This window comes from Cytobacillus sp. (assembly GCF_032154635.1).
Taxonomy (GTDB): Bacteria; Bacillota; Bacilli; order Bacillales; family Cytobacillaceae; genus Cytobacillus.
In genome coordinates, this window is the sequence record NZ_JALDXW010000011.1 from 106,535 (window position 1) to 128,549 (window position 22,015).

17 protein-coding genes and 1 riboswitch are annotated in these 22,015 nt (G+C 38.1%); of the genes, 2 read left to right on the forward strand and 15 right to left on the reverse strand.

Annotated features, from left to right (window positions below; translation table 11 throughout):
- Positions 1–34 precede the first annotated feature (34 nt).
- Both RUH74_RS10180 and RUH74_RS10185 read right to left on the reverse strand, forming a co-directional pair.
- The gene (locus RUH74_RS10180; protein ID WP_313800191.1) at positions 35–1,204 is read right to left on the reverse strand and encodes a sensor domain-containing diguanylate cyclase; all 1,170 of its coding nucleotides are present in this window, start codon (positions 1,202–1,204) and stop codon (positions 35–37) included.
- 81 nt (positions 1,205–1,285) lie between these two features.
- A riboswitch (cyclic di-GMP riboswitch) is annotated at positions 1,286–1,370 on the reverse strand.
- Positions 1,371–1,587: 217 nt separating this feature from the next.
- The gene (locus RUH74_RS10185) at positions 1,588–2,949 is read right to left on the reverse strand and encodes an MATE family efflux transporter (RefSeq protein ID WP_313800192.1); all 1,362 of its coding nucleotides are present in this window, start codon (positions 2,947–2,949) and stop codon (positions 1,588–1,590) included.
- A 236-nt stretch (positions 2,950–3,185) separates the two neighbouring features.
- Here RUH74_RS10185 and RUH74_RS10190 point away from each other — a divergent pair, with 236 nt between their 5' ends.
- On the forward strand, positions 3,186–5,225 hold the full coding sequence (locus tag RUH74_RS10190) for a molybdopterin oxidoreductase family protein (RefSeq protein ID WP_313800193.1): 2,040 nt from the start codon (positions 3,186–3,188) through the stop codon (positions 5,223–5,225).
- A 96-nt stretch (positions 5,226–5,321) separates the two neighbouring features.
- Here RUH74_RS10190 and RUH74_RS10195 read toward each other — a convergent pair whose 3' ends face one another.
- From RUH74_RS10195 to RUH74_RS10230, 8 genes are all read right to left on the reverse strand, one after another.
- A complete protein-coding gene (locus tag RUH74_RS10195; protein WP_313800194.1) occupies positions 5,322–7,490 on the reverse strand; it encodes a sensor domain-containing protein in 2,169 nt (722 codons plus the stop codon).
- A 304-nt stretch (positions 7,491–7,794) separates the two neighbouring features.
- On the reverse strand, positions 7,795–8,976 hold the full coding sequence (locus RUH74_RS10200; RefSeq protein WP_313800195.1) for a phenylacetate--CoA ligase family protein: 1,182 nt from the start codon (positions 8,974–8,976) through the stop codon (positions 7,795–7,797).
- Complete coding sequence (locus tag RUH74_RS10205; protein WP_313800196.1) at positions 8,976–9,764, reverse strand: ABC transporter ATP-binding protein; 789 nt, start codon at positions 9,762–9,764, stop codon at positions 8,976–8,978. Before RUH74_RS10205 ends, RUH74_RS10200 begins: the two co-directional genes overlap by 1 nt.
- Positions 9,765–9,911: 147 nt before the next feature.
- Positions 9,912–11,087, reverse strand: a complete 1,176-nt coding sequence (locus RUH74_RS10210; RefSeq protein WP_313800197.1) for an ABC transporter substrate-binding protein — start codon at positions 11,085–11,087, stop codon at positions 9,912–9,914.
- A gap of 45 nt (positions 11,088–11,132) precedes the next feature.
- Positions 11,133–12,194, reverse strand: a complete 1,062-nt coding sequence (locus RUH74_RS10215) for a branched-chain amino acid ABC transporter permease (protein WP_313800198.1) — start codon at positions 12,192–12,194, stop codon at positions 11,133–11,135.
- 4 nt (positions 12,195–12,198) lie between these two features.
- The gene (locus RUH74_RS10220) at positions 12,199–13,083 is read right to left on the reverse strand and encodes a branched-chain amino acid ABC transporter permease (RefSeq protein ID WP_313800199.1); all 885 of its coding nucleotides are present in this window, start codon (positions 13,081–13,083) and stop codon (positions 12,199–12,201) included.
- The gene (locus RUH74_RS10225) at positions 13,083–14,999 is read right to left on the reverse strand and encodes an AMP-binding protein (protein WP_313800200.1); all 1,917 of its coding nucleotides are present in this window, start codon (positions 14,997–14,999) and stop codon (positions 13,083–13,085) included. The genes RUH74_RS10220 and RUH74_RS10225 overlap by 1 nt, the downstream gene beginning before the upstream one ends.
- A 65-nt stretch (positions 15,000–15,064) precedes the next feature.
- Positions 15,065–15,835: an ABC transporter ATP-binding protein gene (locus RUH74_RS10230; RefSeq protein ID WP_313800201.1), complete on the reverse strand. Its 771-nt coding sequence runs from the start codon at positions 15,833–15,835 to the stop codon at positions 15,065–15,067.
- A gap of 282 nt (positions 15,836–16,117) precedes the next feature.
- Between RUH74_RS10230 and RUH74_RS10235 the strand changes: the two genes are divergently transcribed.
- Positions 16,118–16,495: a nucleotide excision repair endonuclease gene (locus tag RUH74_RS10235; protein ID WP_313800220.1), complete on the forward strand. Its 378-nt coding sequence runs from the start codon at positions 16,118–16,120 to the stop codon at positions 16,493–16,495.
- Between the two features lie 27 nt (positions 16,496–16,522).
- On the opposite strand, the gene pssA is transcribed toward RUH74_RS10235, so the two are convergent.
- From pssA to RUH74_RS10260, 5 genes are all read right to left on the reverse strand, one after another.
- On the reverse strand, positions 16,523–17,212 hold the full coding sequence (pssA, locus tag RUH74_RS10240) for a CDP-diacylglycerol--serine O-phosphatidyltransferase (protein WP_313800202.1): 690 nt from the start codon (positions 17,210–17,212) through the stop codon (positions 16,523–16,525).
- Positions 17,213–17,470: 258 nt separating this feature from the next.
- Complete coding sequence (locus RUH74_RS10245; protein WP_313800203.1) at positions 17,471–19,039, reverse strand: fatty acid--CoA ligase; 1,569 nt, start codon at positions 19,037–19,039, stop codon at positions 17,471–17,473.
- A gap of 129 nt (positions 19,040–19,168) precedes the next feature.
- Complete coding sequence (locus RUH74_RS10250) at positions 19,169–20,323, reverse strand: thiolase family protein (protein WP_313800204.1); 1,155 nt, start codon at positions 20,321–20,323, stop codon at positions 19,169–19,171.
- A gap of 14 nt (positions 20,324–20,337) precedes the next feature.
- Entirely contained in the window at positions 20,338–21,483 is a 1,146-nt protein-coding gene (locus RUH74_RS10255; protein ID WP_313800205.1) for an acyl-CoA dehydrogenase family protein, read from the reverse strand.
- Positions 21,484–21,744: 261 nt separating this feature from the next.
- Entirely contained in the window at positions 21,745–21,951 is a 207-nt protein-coding gene (locus tag RUH74_RS10260; RefSeq protein ID WP_313800206.1) for a DUF5316 family protein, read from the reverse strand.
- Positions 21,952–22,015 lie beyond the last annotated feature (64 nt).

Sequence of the window (22,015 nt, forward strand, 5' to 3'; positions counted from 1 at the left end):
GATCCTTTTTTCAGTGCCTGCATTTCCGCTTTTCTTAAGCCGTTACCATTTGGTTCCCACCCTGTTTTTTAGCTTTATATTGGGCTTGGTCAGCCGATTTTTTTAACGAATCAACGCTTGAACCGTGTTCTGGATAAACGGCAACACCTGTACTGATCGAAACAGTTATTTTATTTTCTCCTATTTTGATAGGGTGCTTTACTAAATAATCAGATAATTTTTCATAGATTGTTTCGACTATGTTATTTAAACAAGAATTTATTATTATCATAAATTCATCACCTGCATACCGATAACCTACGATATTTTCATTACAAATGCTTTTAATGCCATCGCCTAATACTTTTAAATATAAGTCTCCAATATCATGCCCAAAATTATCATTAACTTTCTTTAATCTGTCTGAGTCAATCATCATTAAGATTATTTTTTTGTCCTCGTCGCCGATTAAGTTTGAAAGATCATTATGGAATGCGCGATGATTCTTCAAACCCGTTAATTCATCAGTCTGTGACATTAAATAGATTTTTTCATATAGTCTTGCCGTCTCAATGGAATGAATGACTTGATTTCCAATAATCTGCAGTAATTCTTCATGTTCTTTTCGATAAGCAAAATCAGAAACACTTTGTGCAGAGATTACCGCTTTTACTTGATCATCAATAATAACCGGTACAAAAATACCAGATTTTGTATTGGTTACACCGAAAGTCGCGTCCGTTTGATCATGACTTACCTTTTTCGGATGAACGATTTCTTTCGTTCGAATCGCCCTTGAAGTAAAGTTGTTTCCAATTTTAACGTATTGTTTCGGATATAAGATTCCTTTTTCTATCATAAAAATAAAATCGATAAGTGGATTTCCTTCTGTGTATAAAGCGATAAAAAACGAATCAGTCGGCATAACTTGAGAGACCATTTCATATGCCTTTTTGAGAAGAATTTCCTCATTTAATGTCTTGCTGCATACCTGGGCAAAATCATGTAAAATTTTATAATGCTCGTTCAGCCAGCTCATATTTTCCATCTGCACATTTACTTTTTGCAATTGTGATAATAAGGACTCAACCGCTTCTTTGTCTTCATTGTCTCCGATTGTATTTACAATATCTGAACAAACATCTTTTGTAATTATGTTTCTTTCAGTCCCTACTTTCTTCAGGAGATTTGTAACAATTCGAAGAACCTTATGAATTCCTTCCATATCCATACACTTCCAAAGTATTATTTTTTCACAAAAAATAGATTAATCGCATCCCGATTAACCTACTCATTTATAGTTATAGTCGGCAGCTGGCTGGCATAATCGAATGATTTTAGCCCCTTTAGCTTTGCGTCTTCATTTTTCAATGAATTTGCCTTTTCTCCTATTAAGTTAGAATTCTGAAAAGTCGCAATATATATTTATACTATATAGTTCTTATTTACTATAGTCAATTGCTTTTGATAAAAATCATAGAAAAAAGGAGTAATCATTCATACTTACTTTATGCCTCATGTATATATTTTATCATATAGTCTTTCATATTTTATACTGGAATGCATAATTGGGAAATATAAACACATTTACTTTTCCCTTTAAACCCATTAGCCTACTTGTTCTATTATAAACTTCTTCTTTTGAATATAAATAAGCCTTAGTGACAAACATACACCTGCAGCAAGCAAGCCAATCGTTAAGCCAATCCAATATCCAGTTGCTCCAAGATTTGTTTGATGTGCGAGGAGATAACCAACTGGGAGACAGATTAACCAATATGCAATTAATGTAATGACAAACGATATATTTACATCTTTATATCCTCTCAGAGCCGCTTGTGCTGTCGCTTGTATGGCATCAGATATTTGGAAAAATAGTGCATAAATTAGAAAATGAGCAGTGAGTGAAATAACTGCTGTTTCATTAGAATAGAAACCTGCAACCTGATAACGAAATAATACGACTAGTAAGCCTGTTACTAACGCAATAATAATAGATAAATAGATGCCCAACCAGCTATATGCCCTCGCATCTTTATATCTTCCTGCTCCAACCTCAAATCCGACAAGAACAGTTTGAGCCATCGAAATGCTCATCGGTATCATATATAAAAAAGAAACGATATTAAGAGCCGATTGATAGGCTGCGATTGTTGTCACATTAAATTTACTTAATAGAATCGTTACCACGGCAAACATACTTGTTTCAAAGAATATAGAAAGCCCCATCGGTACACCAATTTTTAGAATCTCTTTACATTTATCAAGTGAGAACCCTTTAACATTTGCGAATACTTTAAAGGATGAGAATGGCTTTTGCGTTTTAATAACGAAGATAACCATTCCCAAAATAAACCAATATGTTACCGCAGTTGCATAGCCTCCTCCTGCTCCACCAAGTTCCGGAAAACCAAATCGGCCAAAAACGAGTACATAATTAAAAAATAAGTTTATCGGGAGAGCCGAGAGTAAAATTACCATTACTACACGCGTTTTTCCTAATGCATAAATAAAAGATCTTAATACATTAAATGCAAATAATGGAATGATACCAAAACTAAGCCCGATCAAATAATCATGTGCTGTGTTTTGAACATCACTCGGGAGATTCATTTTCGTTAATAAAGGATTTAACAGAAAAAAGCCAATAATAATCACAGAAACGGCAATTATAATCGCTAAAAATAATCCATTTTTAACGATTGATGTAACTTCTCCTGTCTTCTTTTCCCCATAGCTTTGTGCCACAATGGGTGATACTGCAAGAAGAATTCCGCTTAGCCCTGTAAATACTGGATTCCAAATGGATGAGCCAATTGCAACTCCTGCTAGATCCGAAGAATGATACTTTCCTGACATAATCGTATTAAAAAATACCATTGAAAACATGCCAAGCTGTGTGATTAATATAGGAATCAATAAGATGAATATTTGCTTAATTTTTTCTTGTATAGTATTCGTTTCGGTCATGATTGAAATCTCCTTGAATATCATATTATCCCATAATAGCAGACTCATATATGTACATAAATAGAATTCTTGTTTTTTATCATCTTTTTATTGATAGACGAATTAATCTATTTTATGATAAAAGCAATTAATATTTCGATAATAAAAATATTTTAGAACTCGTTATGTATATCGTTTGCAGTTGTTATTCGACTAAACGAACCGTCAATTAAATACACGTAAAAAGGAGATTACCAATGACTACTTTTGTAAACCAGAAAGATGGAATTTTCCCATCTGTTTGCCCGCTTGATTGCCCTGATCAATGCGGATTGCTGCTTCATAAGAAAGATGGGAAAATTATTAAGGTGGAGGGAGACCCAAACCATCCGGTAACACAAGGAAATATCTGCAATAAGGTTCGGAATATGAAGGAAAGAATATACGATAAAAACCGTCTAAAGTTCCCAATGAAACGAATTGGGGCAAAAGGGGAAGGAAAATTTGAACAAATTAGCTGGGAAGAAGCCATTGATACGATCACTTCACACTGGAAAAAGCTAATCCAAACCGATGGACCGGAAAGTATTCTTCCTTATAGCTTTTATGGAAATATGGGAAATCTCACTGCAGAAGGGATGGATCGCCGATTCTTCAACAGGTTAGGAGCCTCACAGCTAAATCGGACGATTTGCCAGTCTGCTGGTACGACAGGCTATAAATATACGATGGGCGGAAATATCGGCATAGACCCAGAGGATACCATTCATTCAAAGCTAATTATCTTTTGGGGAATTAACGCAGTGAGTACAAACATGCATCAAATTACACTTGCCCAAAAAGCGCGTAAAAACGGAGCAAAAGTGATTGTTATTGATGTTCATAAAAATCAAACTGGCAGAATGGCAGATTGGTTTATTCCCATTTTACCAGGTACTGATGGCGCTCTAGCACTAGGATTAATGCATATTTTATTTGCAGATAATCTAATTGATGAGGATTTTTTACAAAAGTATACAGTAGGACATCACGAACTTCGGGAACATGTGAAGAAGTATGACCCTTTGTCTGTATCGAAAATCACAGGTATATCTGTTGATGATATTTACAAGCTGGCAAGAATGTATGGAGAAACGTCCCCATCTTATATTAGAATTGGAAATGGGCTTCAGCATCATGATAATGGCGGGATGTCTACTCGGACGATCGCTTGTCTTCCAGCCTTAACTGGCCAGTGGCTTGTTAAAGGCGGTGGTGCCATCAAATCGAATTCTGGCTTTTTAGCTTTTAATGAAGAAAGCCTCCAAAGACCTGAGCTATTAAAAAACAAGCAAACTCGTGTAATTAATATGAATGAAATTGGCAAAAAGCTGCTTGAACTAGAACCGCCAATAAAGTCGATGTATGTTTATAGCTGCAACCCTGCAGTTGTCGCACCTGAAGGGAATAAGGTTCGGCAAGGCTTAGGGCGAGAGGATTTATTTCTTGTCGTACATGATTTATTTATGACAGAAACTGCTAAATATGCAGATATTTTGTTGCCTTCGACATCTTCATTTGAGAATACCGATTTTTATGGTTCCTACTGGCATCATTATACGCAAATTCAACAGCCTATCATTGAACCCTATGGAGAATCCAAATCAAATGTTGAGGTCTTCCGTTTATTAGCAAAAGGTATGGGATTCACTGAGGATGCTTTCACAGAATCAGAACCTGAAATGATTTCTCGTGCACTTGATCATCCTGCGAATCCTTATATTGCCGGCATCAATTATGAAGCTTTAGTTGAAAAGCAATACGTGAAGGCGAATGTGAAACCGCTATTACCTGGAAAGCTTCCGACGCCAAGTGGAAAAATCGAGTTATTTTCAGAGAAAATGAAACAGGACGGTTTCTCTCCATTACCAACATATATACCAATTGTTGAGGATGGCGATTTTCCTTATTTGTTCGTTCCAGCACCTAATCATAATTTTTTAAACTCAACATTCTCAAACATAGAAAAGCATCAAACGCTAGAAAAAGAGCCGCGGATTCATATGAATGTTAATGATGCAGAAGCAGCGGGAATTGAGAACGGAGAAACTGTACGTGTTTGGAATCAGCGCGGGGAATGTGAATTGAAGGTTGCTGTTGGCGACAATGTTCTTCCAGGAGTTATCGTTTCACAAGGATTATGGGCAAATATTCCTGGAACAAAACAGCTTGTCAATACACTTACACCAGATCGATTGTCCGATATGGGCGGTGGTGCAACCTTCTTCTCTGGACGAGTGGCGGTAAGTAAGCTATAAAAGGTAGATTGATAAACTAAATATACATTTTCTGCTTGAAAGTAAAAGTGCTTAGTATGCATCCAAAAAGGTTGAAATACTAAGCACTTTTTTATTTTAATGAATTAACGTGCGATAAATCGTTTCAAATTCTTGCTTTGGAAGCGGTTTGCTTATGTAGTACCCTTGAATTTCATCACAGCCAATTTCTTCTAAAATGTCTATTACTTCCTTCGTTTCAATCCCTTCTGCAACAACCTTTAAATTCAGTTCATGCGCCAGAAAAGTAATCGCCTTCACGATCGCAATATCTTCCCGGTTTTTTGATACTTCGTGGATAAAACTACGATCAATTTTGAGTGAGTGTATAGGAAATTTTCTTAAGTAGTTTAAGGAAGAGTATCCTTTTCCAAAATCATCAATTGCAACAACAATCCCCATTTTTCTTAGCTTCTCTAAGCATTCAATACATTCATCTATATTGTCAATAAAGCTATTCTCTGTAATTTCTAACTCTAGCAAATGTGGGTCTAAACCTGTTCTTTCTAATACATCCTCTACAACTTGCTGAAAGTTTGGCAGTCGGAAATGTAATGGCGAAATATTCACTGCCACTCTTAAAGGCGAGGAAAAGCAAGAATGGTTCCATTCTTTGTTTTGCACACATGCTTGTTCTAACACCCAATTATCAATTTTAATTATCATCCCTGTATCTTCAGCAATTGGGATAAATTTATCCGGCGGGATATTTCCAAACATCGGACTTTTCCAGCGCAATAAAGCTTCCATCCCATTGATCTTTCTTGTCATTAAATCCAATTTCGGTTGAAAATATAATTCAAGTTCATTGTTATCTATAGCTTTACGAAGATGATTTTCAATTAAGATGGCTTCTTCATTCGCTTGGTTCATTTCCTGTTCATAAATACAAAAATGATTACGCCCTCTTAGCTTTGCCGCATACATGGCAATATCGGCTTTTTTCAATAAGGTATCGCTATCTTCTCCATGCTCAGGATAGAAGCTTATTCCCATACTGCATGTAGTAATAATTTCATTTCTATCTAGTTGAATAGACTTGTCAAAAATAGATAAAATCTCCTCAGCATATTTACGAGCCAAATCGGTACTAGTCAATTCTGGATAAATGATAATAAATTCATCCCCGGCAAGCCGGTAAATTTCCGCATTTGATTTTATGGCATTTTTCAATTTTTTAGATACCGCTTTTATTAATTGGTCGCCAACCGAATGCCCTAAAGAATCATTTATTTGTTTAAACCGATCTAAATCTAGAAAAAAAACAGCTATTTTTTCATTTTTATTATATGATTCTGTCATTAAGTGATTTAAATCATCACAAAATTTTCTTCGATTTGGTAGACTAGTCAATATGTCATGAAATGCCATAAACTCTACTTCTTCTTGAATATGATGAAGCTCTGTGATGTCATTGGTACAGCCGATAATTTCCACTACCTTTCCATCCCGATAAATAGGGGATAAATAGGTTAAAAGCTGTCGATCCTTGTAAGCATAATTATAAGTAATCGGCTGTCCAAGAAAGGCTTGTTCATATTTACTAATTAACATATTTGCTATTTCTAATGGGTACACATCATGAGGTCGTTTATTGCGCATTTTTTCCTTATCTAATCCTAATTGAGAAGCTAGCTTCCCTTCATTTAAAATGTAGACAAATTTCTCATCATGATCTTTGGCTACTTTGAAAATTAAGTTATTCATGGAATTAACAACATGGGTGAAATCATTTTGCAATGCTTCGACAAGTCTTTCTTGAGCAAGCTTTCCTTCCGATATATCTGTTCTTATCGCAATATGCATAACTGGTTTGTTCTTATGATCCTTCAATGGAACAATCGTTGTTTTTACCCAATAAAAGGTTCCGTCCTTCGCCTTATTTTTTACTTCTCCCTCCCATATTTCTCCTTTATTAATCGTCTGCCACATACTTCTGAAAAAAACTTTCTCATGGTGGCCTGAATTGAGAATTCGATGATTTTGACCGATTAGCTCTTCCATGGAGTACTTTGATAGTTCGCAAAACTTTTTATTTGCATAGATTATTTTCCCGCTCGTATCTGTAACGGCAACGATTGCAGAAGCATCTAGCGCATACCGCAAATTTGCATAATCCTCCAAAAAAGAACTTATTTTCTGAATATCCTTTTCCATTTGAAGCAAATTAAAATAATTCGAACGGGTATTTCTAAATAACTCCTGTAAGGAATCAATCCATGGCTGTACTTGATTCTGATCGAACATATACTCACTCCCTTACCAAAAACCAAAAACTGCTTAACTTATTTTTATGCACTGCCATTATTATACTAGTTCTTTTTTATCATAAATTGTCAATTAGTACAATATTATGTCGATTTTACACTATTCCCATTGTGTGAATAAAAAAAGCGGAATGATAAGGGGATACGATGTGTATCAGCTAGAAATATGAATAATTTGTAATATTTTCACCCCTATATACTATAATGCTAATTATTTTTGAATGCTAATTCCTAATGTATAATTATTCATCAATGCAATAAAAAATAGAGAGCATGGCTGCTCTCTATTTTTTTAAGATATTTTTCATTTCATAGGACCGCTGATCAATTAATCGGTGTTCATTTCTATTAATTTGACCTTTATTAATTTTTTTAAGAATAGGTGATACACGTAAGACATCTTGTAGCTTTTCCCCTAGATCCAATTTCAATTCTTCATCAGACTCTATAAATAACTCGAATATGTCCTGATTATTTTCCCTTTTAATGATTCCTTGGAAGGTACTGTAACCCGCTTGTTCTAGTACGGAAGCCAGTTGTTTTTCCCTCACGAACATGCCCTTTACTTTCACTCCATCACTAATTCTGCCGAGTACACCTGCAATTCTCTTCCCTTCGTAGCCCTCAACCCATCTTGAAAGGTCTCCAGTTCCGAATCGAATAAGCGGATAGCTTTTATCAAAAAGTGTAACAACCACTTCTCCCTCACTGGATAAAAGCTCATCACCTGACAGAGGATCACAAATTTGGACAATAGCCGAACTTGTTAGTTTTAACCCCGGGCCGAGTTTGTCCTCATATGCTAGACAGCCGCAATCTGCCGTTCCATAGCCTTCGAATACTGCTATCGCTTTTTCCTCGCATCTTTTCCGCATCTCTGTTGTTAGCATCTCGGCGATGAAAAATGCCCTTTTCAGGTGAATATCTTTTCCAAACATCCACCCCTTCTCTTCTATTGCGTCAATCAATATTGAAAAGAAGCTTGGAGTACCTACATATCCAGTAACCTGTAAATCTTTCATTATTTGAATTTGAAGTTCTCGGTTACCAGTTCCTGCTGGAATAACTGTTGCTCCTAATTCTCTAAGTGCGGAGTCAAACATAAATCCTGCAGGTGAAAGATGATATGAAAAAGTGTTTTGGACAATATCCGTTTCATTAAAGCCTGCAGTATGCAGCGCCTCAGAAAAACGCCAAAAATCTTTTTCATGTGTTTGCGGATCATAAATGGGTCCTGGAGACATAAAAACTCTTGCCATGTCTGAATTACGTATGGTTGTAAAAAGACCAAATGGTGCATTTTCTTTTTGTATATCTGGCAAATCATCCTTTTTCAACACTGGAATCTTTGACAAGTCCTTTTCTGTTTGTATATCTGTTGGACTCAATCGCGCATTATCCATCCATTTCCTAAAGCCTTCCGCATGATCGTATGCATATTGGATGACAGCCTTGAGCGACTCCATCAAAGCCACCTCTTTCTTCTTTTATATGATTTAATATTTTTATAGTTTTTTCTTCCTTTGTCGCTCATGCCTAAATAGAACTCACGCACATCCTGGTTTGCTAATAAACGGTCAACAGAGCCGTCCATAACAATTCTGCCATTTTCCATAATATAGCCGTAATCTGCAATGGATAGTGCAACATTTGCGTTTTGTTCTACTACTAGAATTGTCGTCCCTTCTTCTTCATTTATTTTCTTGATGATTGCAAAGATTTCTTTTACTAGTAATGGCGCTAATCCTAGAGAGGGTTCATCTAAAAGCAATACTTTCGGCTTAGCCATGATTCCTCTGCCGATTGCTAGCATTTGCTGTTCTCCTCCTGACAAATACCCTGCTTGACTGTTTTTAAGCATTTCAAGCTTTGGAAAATAATGATAGACTTTTTGAATATCACCTTTTATATTTTTTCGATCCTTTCGTGTATGTGCACCAGCAAGTAAATTTTCCTCGACAGTTAAATGTTCAAATACCCTGCGCCCCTCCATACACTGGAAGATACCTTTTTTGACAATTGTTTCAGCATCACTTACATCTATACGTTCACCATACAGTTCAATAAAGCCATCTGTTACTTCACCATTTTCACTTTTTAGCAAACCAGATATAGCTTTAAGTGTCGTTGTTTTTCCGGCACCATTGCTTCCTAGCAGCGCGACTATTTTCCCTTTTGGAACGACCATCGACATTCCTTTTAAAACAAGAATGACCCGGTCATACATCACTTCTACATTATTGATTGTCAGCATGAATTTCCTCCTTTTGACTTTTTGCTGCTGCAAAAAGTGTTTTTCCCCAGGATTTATCTATTACAAGCCACTTTTCTTATTTTACGGGCCACTTTCTATTATTTATCGACCACTAAAAGGAGCGTCTACAGACCGCTCCCTCATTTTTTAGTAACTAATATAGTCTGTTATAACTTCAAATTTCCCACCCTTAACTTCGGCGAGACGGATTTTGCCTGTACCTGCATGATTGTCAGATGTAAATGTAACCGGTGCAGCTAATCCGCCAAGATCTAAATCTTTAAGCTGCTCAATTCCCTTACGGATTCCTTCTCCTGTCGTTGGGTCGTCTGCAATTTTAATGGCCTCAACCATAATTTTTGCAGACACCCAGCCTTGAATAAATTTTTGGTTTTTGTCGTCTAATTTCTCTCCTTTTTCTTCCAAATACTTTTTGATTTCTTCCATTCCCGGAAGATCTTCATATGGAAATGCATGTGTAACGACACCAATGAATCCTTCAGCAGCATCCCCTGCAAGTGGAATTAATCCTTCTCCTGTCGCCCAGTTTAAGCCAATAAACTGCGTATCAATCCCTAGCTTTTTAGCATCCTTTAAAATGGTTGCCGTTGCTCCCCATGTTTGCTGGATAATTGCATAATCAGGTTTTTTCTTTTCCATATTTAAAAGCTGAGAGATTGCATCTAATGCCTGAACATCAATAATTTGCTCATCAACAACTTCCATTCCTAACTCTTTAGCAAAGCTTTTTGCGTCTTCAATTGGCGATTTACCAAAGGCTGTATCATTATAAAGGAGTGCGATCTTTGGTGTACCGCCGCTATGGTTCTCCTTAATCCATGTCAGCGCGGATCTAGCCTGATCGGAATAAGATGCGGCTGTTAAGAAGTTATATGGACTCTCCTTAATATCTTTAAGATTTTCAGAATAGGAGCCTGAAAAGTATGGAAGCTTATCAGCTGCAACTTGCTGTCTTAGTGCCTCCGTATCGCCTGTACCCCAGCCTAGAATGCCTGAAACTTTATCTTTTGATTTTAATTTCTGATACATTTTTTGTGCTTCAGGGATTTTGTATGCATAGTCATCACCAATTAACTCTAGCTTGTAGCCATTGATTTTCTCATCTTTAATAAAATCAAAATAAGCTTCTGCTCCTTCAGCGTACGGTGTGCCCACATCTCCTGTTCCACCAGTTAGATCAAAGATACCACCGATTTTGATGGTTCCCTTGCCATCAGCAGAGCTTTTTTCCTTGCCTGAACATCCCGCAAGCACTCCTATTACTAACACCATTACAAGAAAACTTGCCCAAATCTTTTTCATCATTCTCCCCCTCAAAATGTAGTAAATACTATCATCCATACTCAATTAATAGGAAAACGGCCATAACTTAAAATAGTCCTTTATATTCTTCCATATTTTTGCTAGCCCCTCTGGTTCGTAAATGAGAAATAGAATAATAACTAACCCAAATACAACCTCTTTCAGCCCATTTAGCACATTTGATAAATCAGGGAAAACACCGCTAAATAATTCGACTCCCGTACGAAGGAAAACAGGCAATAATGTAATAAACACTGCTCCATAAATCGAACCAAAAACACTGCCTAATCCACCTACAAGAATAATAGCTAGATATTCAATAGATACAGTAATACTATATAATTCTGGGCTGACAACCATCGTATAATGTCCGAGCAACGCACCCGCTACTCCAACAAAAAAGGAACTGACGATAAAGGCGAGAACTTTATATTTAAATAAATCGATCCCCATAACTTCTGCGGCAATATCTCGATCCCTCACTGCAATGAACGCTCTTCCGACTCGGGAACGGAAAAGATTCAAGGTGAAAATCGTAGTAATGACAAGAATCACAAACATTAAATAGTAATAGCTTGTTTCACTATTAAAAACGAAGCTGCCAATTTCCGGCCTTGAAAGTACCATTCCTGCAGTACCTCCAGTCAATGTATCCCATCTGGAAATGACAAATAGAATAATTACTTGGGCTGCAAGTGTTGCTATTGCTAGATACAGGCCTTTCAATCTTAAGGATGGCAAGCCAAAAAGGCCGCCAACGATGGCTGTAATTATGCCAGCTGCCGGCATCGCAAGCCAAAAGCTTAAACCGAGTTTTGTTGTTAAGATTGCCGATGTATAGCCTCCTACCCCCAAAAAGGCACCAACCCCAATCGATATTTGGCCCGTAAAACCGGTCAGAATATTGAGTCCAATGGCACCGATCGCTGCAATTCCGCACAGGGTAGCTAGACCCACAATGTAATCGGAAGCAATTAATGGAAAGATGGCTAGTAATGCGACCATAACCATAACTCGCACTCTTACACGGGAGATTTTCCATATGGCCATATCTTGTTTATAATTCACATGGAACTCCCCACACCCCATTACAAAAGGATTTTTCATCCGATTACACCCTCTCGATTTCTTTTTTACCAAATAGACCATATGGCTTGAACATGAGAATAAATACTAGAATAATAAATGGCATGACCTCTTTTAATCCCCCGCCCACTAGTGGATCTAAGTAACCTCCAGTCATCGTTTCAACTACACCAATAATTAAACCGCCAAGAATCGCACCAGGAATGCTATCAAGTCCGCCAAGAATGGCAACTGGCAATACTTTCAGCCCAATGGCTGAAAGTGATGCATTCACTCCATTAATGTTGCCCAGAAGGATTCCCCCTACAGCTGATACGATTGCAGCAATCGCCCATGAAACCGCAAAAATAGTTTTGACACTAATCCCCATCGACATAGCAGCCTGCTGATCATCTGCGGTCGCTCTCATAGCAATTCCAAGCTTTGAGTATTTAAAAAAGAAGGTAAAAATGACAAGCATGATAGCTACGATGACAAGCGACCAAATATATACGGGTGAAATGACTACTTCACCTATACGAATAGGCTCCTCAGGGAAAATCTGCGGAAAAACTCTTGTTTCATGTCCCCAAATAATATGAACAAGTCCAGCTAATGCACTTGATAACCCAATTGTTGCCATTATCATAGAAATGACCGGCTCACCAATAAACGGCCGAAGAACAATTCGCTCAATGACAAAGCCAAGTATGGCGCTGAACATAAGAGCAATGAACAGTGCAGCAATAAATGGAATATTGTAAGCAGTTATTAACGTGAGACAAATATAGGTCCCAATTAATAAAAATTCGCCTTGTGCAAAATTGATCGCATCACTAGATTTATAGATTAATACAAATCCGAGTGCAACCAAGGCATATACACTGCCAACAACAATCCCTGTTACGAGCATTTGCAGAAAAAAGGCCATTATGCCGCTCCCTCTCCTTCATCCATAACAATCACCTGAAGCGTTGTATGAATCGTTTGTTCCTTGCCATCACGATACTTTATTTTTCCTTCCACTTCTATCCGCTCTTCTTCCGAGTACATTCCTTCAATAAGTGGCTCATATTTTTTAGCAACAAATTGTCTTCTTACTTTCTTTGTTCTTGTCAGCTCTTCATCATCCGCATCAAGTTCTTTATAAAGAAGAACAAATTTTCTTACTCGAGCTTTCTCTGGCAACGTTCGGTTAATTTCATTTACTTGTTTCTGAATTAGTCCCAACACCTCTGGCTTCGAGGACAGATCTGTATAGGTTGTATAACTAATTTGATTTTTCTCTGCCCATCTGCCGACATTTTCCATATCAATATTAATCATCGCTACGACATATGGACGATCCTTGCCAATGGCCACAGCCTCTTGGATATAGGAACTGAATTTCAGTTTATTTTCTATAAAATTCGGTGAGAACATTTCACCAGAATGCAGGCGAATGACATCCTTTATCCGGTCAATGACATAGAGATGACCCTCTTCATCCAACCTGCCAGCATCTCCGGTATGCAGCCACCCCGATTGAATCGTTTCCTTCGTTGCTTTATCATTCTTATAATAGCCTTTGAAAATACTTGAACTCTTAATCAGAATTTCTCCCTCATTTGAAATTTTCACCTCTGTTCCAGGGATTGGGATGCCGACGCTGTCCAATTTTATATCCCCGTCACGATGTACAATCGAAATACCTGATACTTCAGTCTGCCCATAAATACTCTTCACATTCACACCAATACTATGGAAAAATTCAAACACATCAGGTCCAAGTGGAGCACCGCCCGTATAAGCACGTTTCATGCCGAGTAAACCTAAGTGATCACGAATGGCACTGAACATGAAATAATCGGCAATTTTGTATTGCATTTTTGTTGTGAATGGTATTTCTTTATTTTCAAAATGTGCCCTTGCTCTTCTTTCACCAATTGGCTTGCACCAATGGTAGATCTTTCTTTTTAGCCAGCCGGCATCTTGAATTTTCACTTGAAATCTTGAAACCATATCTTCATATATTCTAGGTGGGCTAAACATAACTTGTGGTCCAATCTCACGAAGATTCTCTAATACCGTGGAAGGTTCTTCTGGGAAATTTATCGTCATGCCATTATATAGGCCCATTCCCATTGTCATCATTTGCTCGCCTATCCAAGCAAGCGGCAAAAAGGATACATACTCATCCTTATCTGTAAGCGGGTCAATAGTTGAAAGGTTTTTTGCCATATCAAGCAGATTCTTATATGTAAGCATGGTTGCCTTCGGATTGCCTGTGGTGCCGGATGTATAAGAAAAAATCGCGATATCATGCTCACTTCCCTTTGTTACTTCTGACTGAAAAAAGGCTGGTTCCTCTTTCTCTAAGGTATTCCCAAGTGCTTGCACTTCTTCAAAACTCATCAAAGCATCATCTTGGTAGTTCCTCATACCTCGCGGATCATAAAAAATAATATTTGTTACCTTCGGGATCTCCTTTTTTATTTCTAAGATCTTATCGACCTGTTCTTGGTCTTCAACCACAACAATCGTTGCATCACAATGGTCCAAAATAAAGCTCATTTCATTCGGGAGCGATTCTTGGTAAATTCCCACTGAGATTCCGCCTAAAGCTTGTGCCGCTAATTCACTTATTACCCACTCAGGCCGATTATCGCCAACAATTGCTAGTTTATCGCCTCTTTTAAAGCCCAGCTTCGCAAATCCAAGGCTTAGACTCTTTACTTGATCTAAATATTCTTGATACGTAATCTCGTTCCAAATACCAAAATCTTTTTCTCTTAAAGCTACTTTCGAACCAGCTCTTGCCGTCCTCTCAAGTAATAATTGAGGAAATGTCTTATTCAAGCTCGACATAAAATGGCTGCCTCCTCTTTAAATCCCATCTATCTACTGCCTTTTTTCTTTTATAGAGAAATTGCCTAGCCGACATTTTCTTCTCCAAGATACGCGTCAATTACCTTTTGATTATTTTGAATTTCATATGGAGTGCCATAGCCAATTATCTTTCCAAAATCAAGAACAGCAATATGATCAGAAAGATCCATGACAACACCCATATCATGCTCAATTAAAATGATCGTTGTTTCTATTTCTTCATGAATGTCTATGATATAGCGTGCCATATCCTCTTTCTCTTCACTGTTCATCCCTGCCATTGGTTCATCTAATAATAGAATCTCCGGTTCTAATGCTAAGGCACGTCCGACCTCGACCCGTTTTTGCAATCCATAGGCTAATCGCCCAACAGGGATATCACGAATATGTTCAATTTCCAAAAAATCAATGACTGCCTCTACTTTTCCCCGATGCAGCACTTCTTCCTTTTGAGCCCTTCCCCAGTACAATCCACCTGAGAGAATGCCCGTTTTCATTCGGACATGTCTGCCTAGCATCAGATTGTCCAATACAGATAAATGCGGGAATAATTCAATATTTTGAAAGGCTCTAGCGATTCCAAGTGCGGCACGGTTATGGGGCTTGGAGTGTGTAATATCTTCTCCTTTAAAGCGAACCGTACCCGCAGATGGCCTGTACAGCCCGCTAATGCAATTCAGCATACTTGTTTTTCCGGCACCATTAGGGCCAATTAAAGAAAATATTTCTCCTTTTTTCACCTTATAAGAGACTTTGTCAAGTGCCACAACTCCTCCAAACCTTAGTGTTACATCATTAATTTCTAATATATCCACCCAACTTTCATCCTCCAATCTTCTACAAAAAACGCCTATATTTTTAAAAATTTAGAATATTTAATATATTCTCTACCTTTCGTCAAATTCCTTCAATGATTAAAAATTTTTCATTGGATAATAATGATTAATTATGCAATTATATTAATTTATATGGGATGTATGTTTAGAAAATGCAGCTATTGACTGCGAATAGGTTCATCAACAATAATTATTCATTGCACATGTAGATTTTTACTGATCGAGTGTGATACCATCTATTAAGATTAGGAAGTGATAATGATGATAAAAATTGAAATGCCCTCTCCTGAAATAGTAATAACAAAAAAACGGAATCAATCCGGAGAGACAAGCGGTTCAGAGATTAGCAGTGTATACGGTTTTACAGATTATCATCGTATACCGAGAGACAAAGGCGGACTGATTCTATTCTTTAATAAAGATGAGGAGCTCCTATTTGTTGGAAAGGCAAGGAAATTAAGGACGAGAGTGAAGAAGCATTTTGAGGATACTGTTTCTCCTTTGAAAAAGTATCGAGAAGAAGTATATAAAATAGCTGTATGTTTAGTTGAGGATCCAATGGAAAGAGAAATATACGAAACATATATTATAAACACACTAAAGGCTAAATATAATATTGATAAAGTATTCTATCGATAAAAAAAAGGAGGAACCGCCCTCCTTTTTTTATTCTTTATCTTTTTTTCCTTTCACAAAACGATATGCGAGGTACGCAATATATAATGGGGTAGCGATATAGATCAAATAAGGAAATTGACCGTGCGTTCCTTTGACTACAATAAATAGCACACAGCCAAGAAAAATGGTCACGATTGTCCCATATTTTGGAAGAGGGACTTCTTTTAAGCTAGGAATACGGATTTTACTCACCATTAAGAAGCACATGCCAGTGAAAACCACTGTCGTAATAATTTGTGGGATAATATGCCCAAATAATGTAAGAATCGCCAATATTCCGCCTGCTGCCGTAATTGGAACACCAACAAAATAATTCATAGATGTTTTACTTGAGCTTATATTAAATCTGGCTAGCCGATAAGCACCGAACAACGGAAATAACCCCGCAACGACAAACCCTAACATGCCAAATTGATAAAAATATGTATAATAAACTAAAAATGATGGCGCCACTCCAAATGTAACGATGTCTGCTAGAGAGTCCAGCTCTTTCCCCAATGTACTGTCTGCATGAAGCATTCTTGCAAGTCTGCCGTCCATGCTATCAAGCATCATTCCAATCAAGATTAATATCGCTGCATTTTTAAATCCCCCACTTGCCGCAAAACCAATTGATAAAAAACCACAATATAAATTCCCTAATGTTACCATATTAGGAATTGCTTTAGTTAATCGCACGAGGATGTATCACTCCTAATTATTTTGTTTATTTTATGTAGAAATGTATTATTTCACACAAAGGAATACTGAACATATGAATTATAACATTTTATTCCTTTTGTTAGATGTTATAAAGAAAAAAAATAAAAAAGCACCGGTTTTTCCGATGCTTGATGATTTAATTATGCAACAATTTCTTCATATTTTAACCTATTGCAGATAATGATGTCCATTTTGCTTTTAATCCAGATATTTTTTTGCAGATAGGCTTCAGAACTAAAGCTGGCCATTAGAAAATAACTCCTCCAGCCGTTTGCGCAGCATAAACTTTTGAATCTTGCCGCTTGCATTTCGCGGTAAGGCATCACAGAAAATGTATTGGCGCGGACGTTTATAGTTTGCCAGTTCCTCACTATTTTTACAAACCTCATCAAGCATTTCTTCTGTAAGTGCTGGATCCTTTCTAACAATAAACGCCGTGACCGTTTCTCCCCAGCGGTCATCAGGCTGGCCAATAACAGCAACATCAAGCACGCCGCTATGTGTATATAGAACGTCCTCCACTTCGCGAGGATATATATTTTCCCCGCCACTGATTATCATGTCATCCACACGGTCCTTTACATATAGATACCCTTCATCATCAAGATAGCCAATATCACCAGAATGATACCAGCCTTTATACAAGGAATTGGCAGAGGCTTCTTCATTATTATAATACCCGCTCATCATACATGGTCCCTGAACAATGATTTCCCCTGTTTCACCAACCGCTACTGTATCATCTGGATCTGATGGTCCATTCTCATTCGGACGCACAATTCTTATTTCGTGATTCAGGCATGCCTGACCAGCCGATCCGGCTTTACGAATTTGATCATCATCGAATAAAAAGGTAATTGCAGGTCCCATCTCTGTCATGCCGTATGCTTGAACAAGAGATATCCCTAACTTATCTTTGCATGCATATACAAGTGTTGGCGCCATAGGAGCTGCTCCGTATAAACCCAATTTTAAGCTTTCCAGCTGATAGTCTTCAAGGTTCTCTTGTAATAGCATATTCCACATCGTTGGTGCAGCAAAAAACTTGGTGATTTTTTCTTCCGTGATTAATTGAAGTACTTTCTTTGGGTCGAAATGGTGGAGAATGGTATTTTTCGCACCTACATGCACACGAGGCAAGAAAGCACAATGAAGTTCAGCACAATGAAACATTGGTGCAGTTACAAGGCCATTATCATTGCTGTCTAGCTTTGTTGCGCTAATGACGATTAAGCTTTGTTCGACAATCTCCCGGTGACAGTGAAGAACCCCCTTTGGTCTTCCTGTCGTTCCGCTCGTATACATAATGGCATATAGATCATTTTCATTAATAGCGGCTTTTACTTTTGATCTAGGTGCAGAAGCCACCTTTCCTTTATAGCTTACTGCATAATCAGGAATGTCTTCATCAATATACCAGAAGGCTGTCTGCGGAAAACGATTAGCGATAGGTTCTATACCAGATTCAAGCATTTTTTCAAAAAGAACGACTTTCGGATTCGCATCTGATAAGATATATGCTACTTCTTCAGACATTAACCGAAAATTAATTGGATTAAAAATTGCCCCTATTTTGGCACAGGCGAAAAAGGCAGTAGCCAATTCTTCTGTATTAAATAGATAAGTTGAAACAATATCCCCTTTTCGTACCCCCTCCTGTAAGAGAGCATTGGCTAGCTTATCAATCTCCAGACTCCATTCTTTATAGGTGAGGCGTAAGTTTTTTCTGACATCAAACAAAGCTTCCTTATTCGGATATTTGCCAACCGTTAAATCGAATATTTTTCCAATTGTAGTCGTCATTTTAGCTTTCCTCCTTTTTAATAATGCCTACACATTACCGCAGATTTGTCCATTGATTAATTTCGGGTGCGATTTTCTTTTATCTTTTGAAGAAATTCTAGTCCTCTAAAAAATAGTTCTTTCCCTTTTTCATTCATCTAATCGTTCAATAATGGTCGCGTTTGCCATTCCATGTCCTTCGCACATGGTTTGCAGCCCGTATCTTCCCCCTGTTCGTTCAAGCTCATGCATCATTGTTACCATTAATCGGGCACCGCTCCCGCCAAGCGGATGGCCAAGCGCAATCGCTCCGCCATTCGGATTCAGCTTTGCTGGATTTGCCCCCGTATCCTTAAGCCAAGCAAGAGGGACCGGTGCAAAGGCTTCATTGATTTCGAAAATATCAATCTCATCTATCGTTAAACCAGCTTTCTTTAATACTTTCTCCGTTGCTGGGATAGGGCCAGTAAGCATAAGTGTTGGATCAGAGCCGACTACTGAACGGGCAAGGATGCGGAATCTGGGCTTCAATCCTAATTTCTCCGCTTTCTCGCGGGACATGATTAATAAAGCTGCAGCACCATCACTGATTTGACTGGCATTCCCAGCATGAATCACTCCATCCTCCTTAAAGACTGTCTTTAACGTACCCAGCTTTTCAACAGTAGTCTCCTTCCGTGGACCCGAGTCTTCTGTAACACGAAACGTCTCCCCTTCTGGTAGAGTCACTTCTATTGGGGTAATTTCCCTGTTAAAATAACCGTTCGCCTGTGCCTTCAAAGCCTTTTGATGACTTTCATATGAAAATTGATCCAACTCTTGGCGAGAAAATCCATATTTTTCAGCTATCCTCTCTGCAGACAATCCTTGATGAATCATTTCATACTGCCTTGTTAATTTTTCGCTAAAAGGAACGCCTTGATAGCTTGATCCTATCGGTACCCTTGACATGCTTTCTACACCGCCAGCGATAATAACATCCATATCTCCAGCGAGAATTGCCTGTGCGGCAAAATGAACTGCTTGCTGGCTTGATCCGCATTGACGGTCAATTGTCGTTCCTGGAACTTCTATAGGAAGTCCCGCAATTAGGGCTGCTACCCGTGCAATATCCCCGCTCTGCTCACCAATTTGCGATACACAGCCGAGTATAACATCATCAATAATTGCCGGATCAATGCCAGCTTTCTCTACTAACGCCTTTATGCAATGCCCGGCAAGATCATCTGCTCGAATATCCTTTAAATATCCATTTTTTCTCCCTACTGGTGTTCTGATTCCTTCCACAATGACAGCTTCACGCATCTTTCTCTTCCTCTCTACAATCCGATATTTTTTGCAATAATAACCTTCATAATTTCATTCGTTCCTGCGTAAATGCTGGCTACTGGTATATCCCGGTATCTCCTTGCAATCTCGTATTCTTCCATGTAGCCGTAACCGCCATGAAGCTGCATACATTCTGCAGCAATTTTTCTTGCATTCTCCGTTAGCTTCCACTTTGCCATCGATACTTTTGTAACGACATCCTTTCCAAGCATATGTTCAGTGATCAGCTGATCAAGAAACGCTCTTCCCATTTCAACTTCTGTTGCCATTTCTGCAATCTTAAATTGTGTATTTTGAAAACGACTGATCTTTTTTCCAAATGCTTCTCTCGCTTTCACATAATCAATTGTCATTCTAAGCATTTCCTCGGCTGCCACCTGTGCAGCAATGGCTACAACGAGGCGTTCCTGCTGCAATTTTTCCATTAAGTAAAGAAACCCTTTTCCTTCTTCACCAAGTAAATTTTCCTTCGGCACCATACAGTCCTCAAATATCAGCTCGGCCGTATCCTGGCAGTGCAGCCCGATTTTGTTCAGCTTTCTTCCCCTTGTGAAACCAGGTGCATCACGTTCTATCGTAAGCAGGCTAATGCCTTTATGAGCTGGTACTGCATGAGGATTTGTTTTACAGGCGACAATAATTAAATCAGAATGGATCCCATTCGTGATGAATGTCTTCTGTCCATTAACAACATAATGTTCTCCCTCTAATCGAGCGGTTGTTTTGATCCCAGCTAAATCAGAACCTGCACCTGGTTCAGTCATCGCAATCGCTGTGATGACCTCCCCTGTAGTACAGCGAGGCAGCCATTTCTGCTTTTGCTCTTCAGTTCCGTAAGCTGTTATATAAGGAATGACTATGTCGTTGTGGAGACCGATTCCAACTAAGCCAGATCCAACTCGCTCCAGCTCTTCATTTATAACAACTGCAAAGCCCCAATCAACCGCACTGCCGCCATACTGTTCAGCAATGGTTGGGCATAGAAACCCCTGCTCCCCCATTTTTAGCCAGAAATCTCTTGGAATTATCCGGTTCGCTTCCCATTGTTCATAATATGGATACGCTTCCTTTTCTAAAAACTTTCGCAATGATTTCCGAAAGATTTCATGTTCGTCCTTTATATATGGAGCTGTCATCTCGTTCTCCTTTCAACTGCTGTTTTTCTCTATTGTACCTTATTAGTGATTTTTAGAACATTCAGAATTCATTGATTTGAAATATTTATTGCTAGCAATGAAAAACAAGAGAATTCCATTCTCATACCTATTGAACACTTCATTCATTTAATGACTATTTTTGATAATTGCCAGTCTTCAAATTAAATTGACCAAAGTTTTACTACATCTTAAACATTTTTTGTTTCAAAAATTCAGGCCCCAAATTACCTTCAATCTAATTTAGATAAAATAACATATCCCAGCAATACCTAAGGAGGCAATCCCGACTATTCCAAAGTACAAAGAAACGTTTGTTCTGAATTTTCTATGCTGTTCTGTCTCTTGTTGGGAATTGGCTCTCTGCCGTTCCCCGTCAGTCCAAGCACCGATAAAAATTCCAGAAATAATTAGACTGACGACTCCAATCGTGAGAAAAACTTGAATCATTTGAGCACCCCTTCATTCCAATTTATTACATGTTTCTTCCTTTATAAATTAAACAATAGTAAAC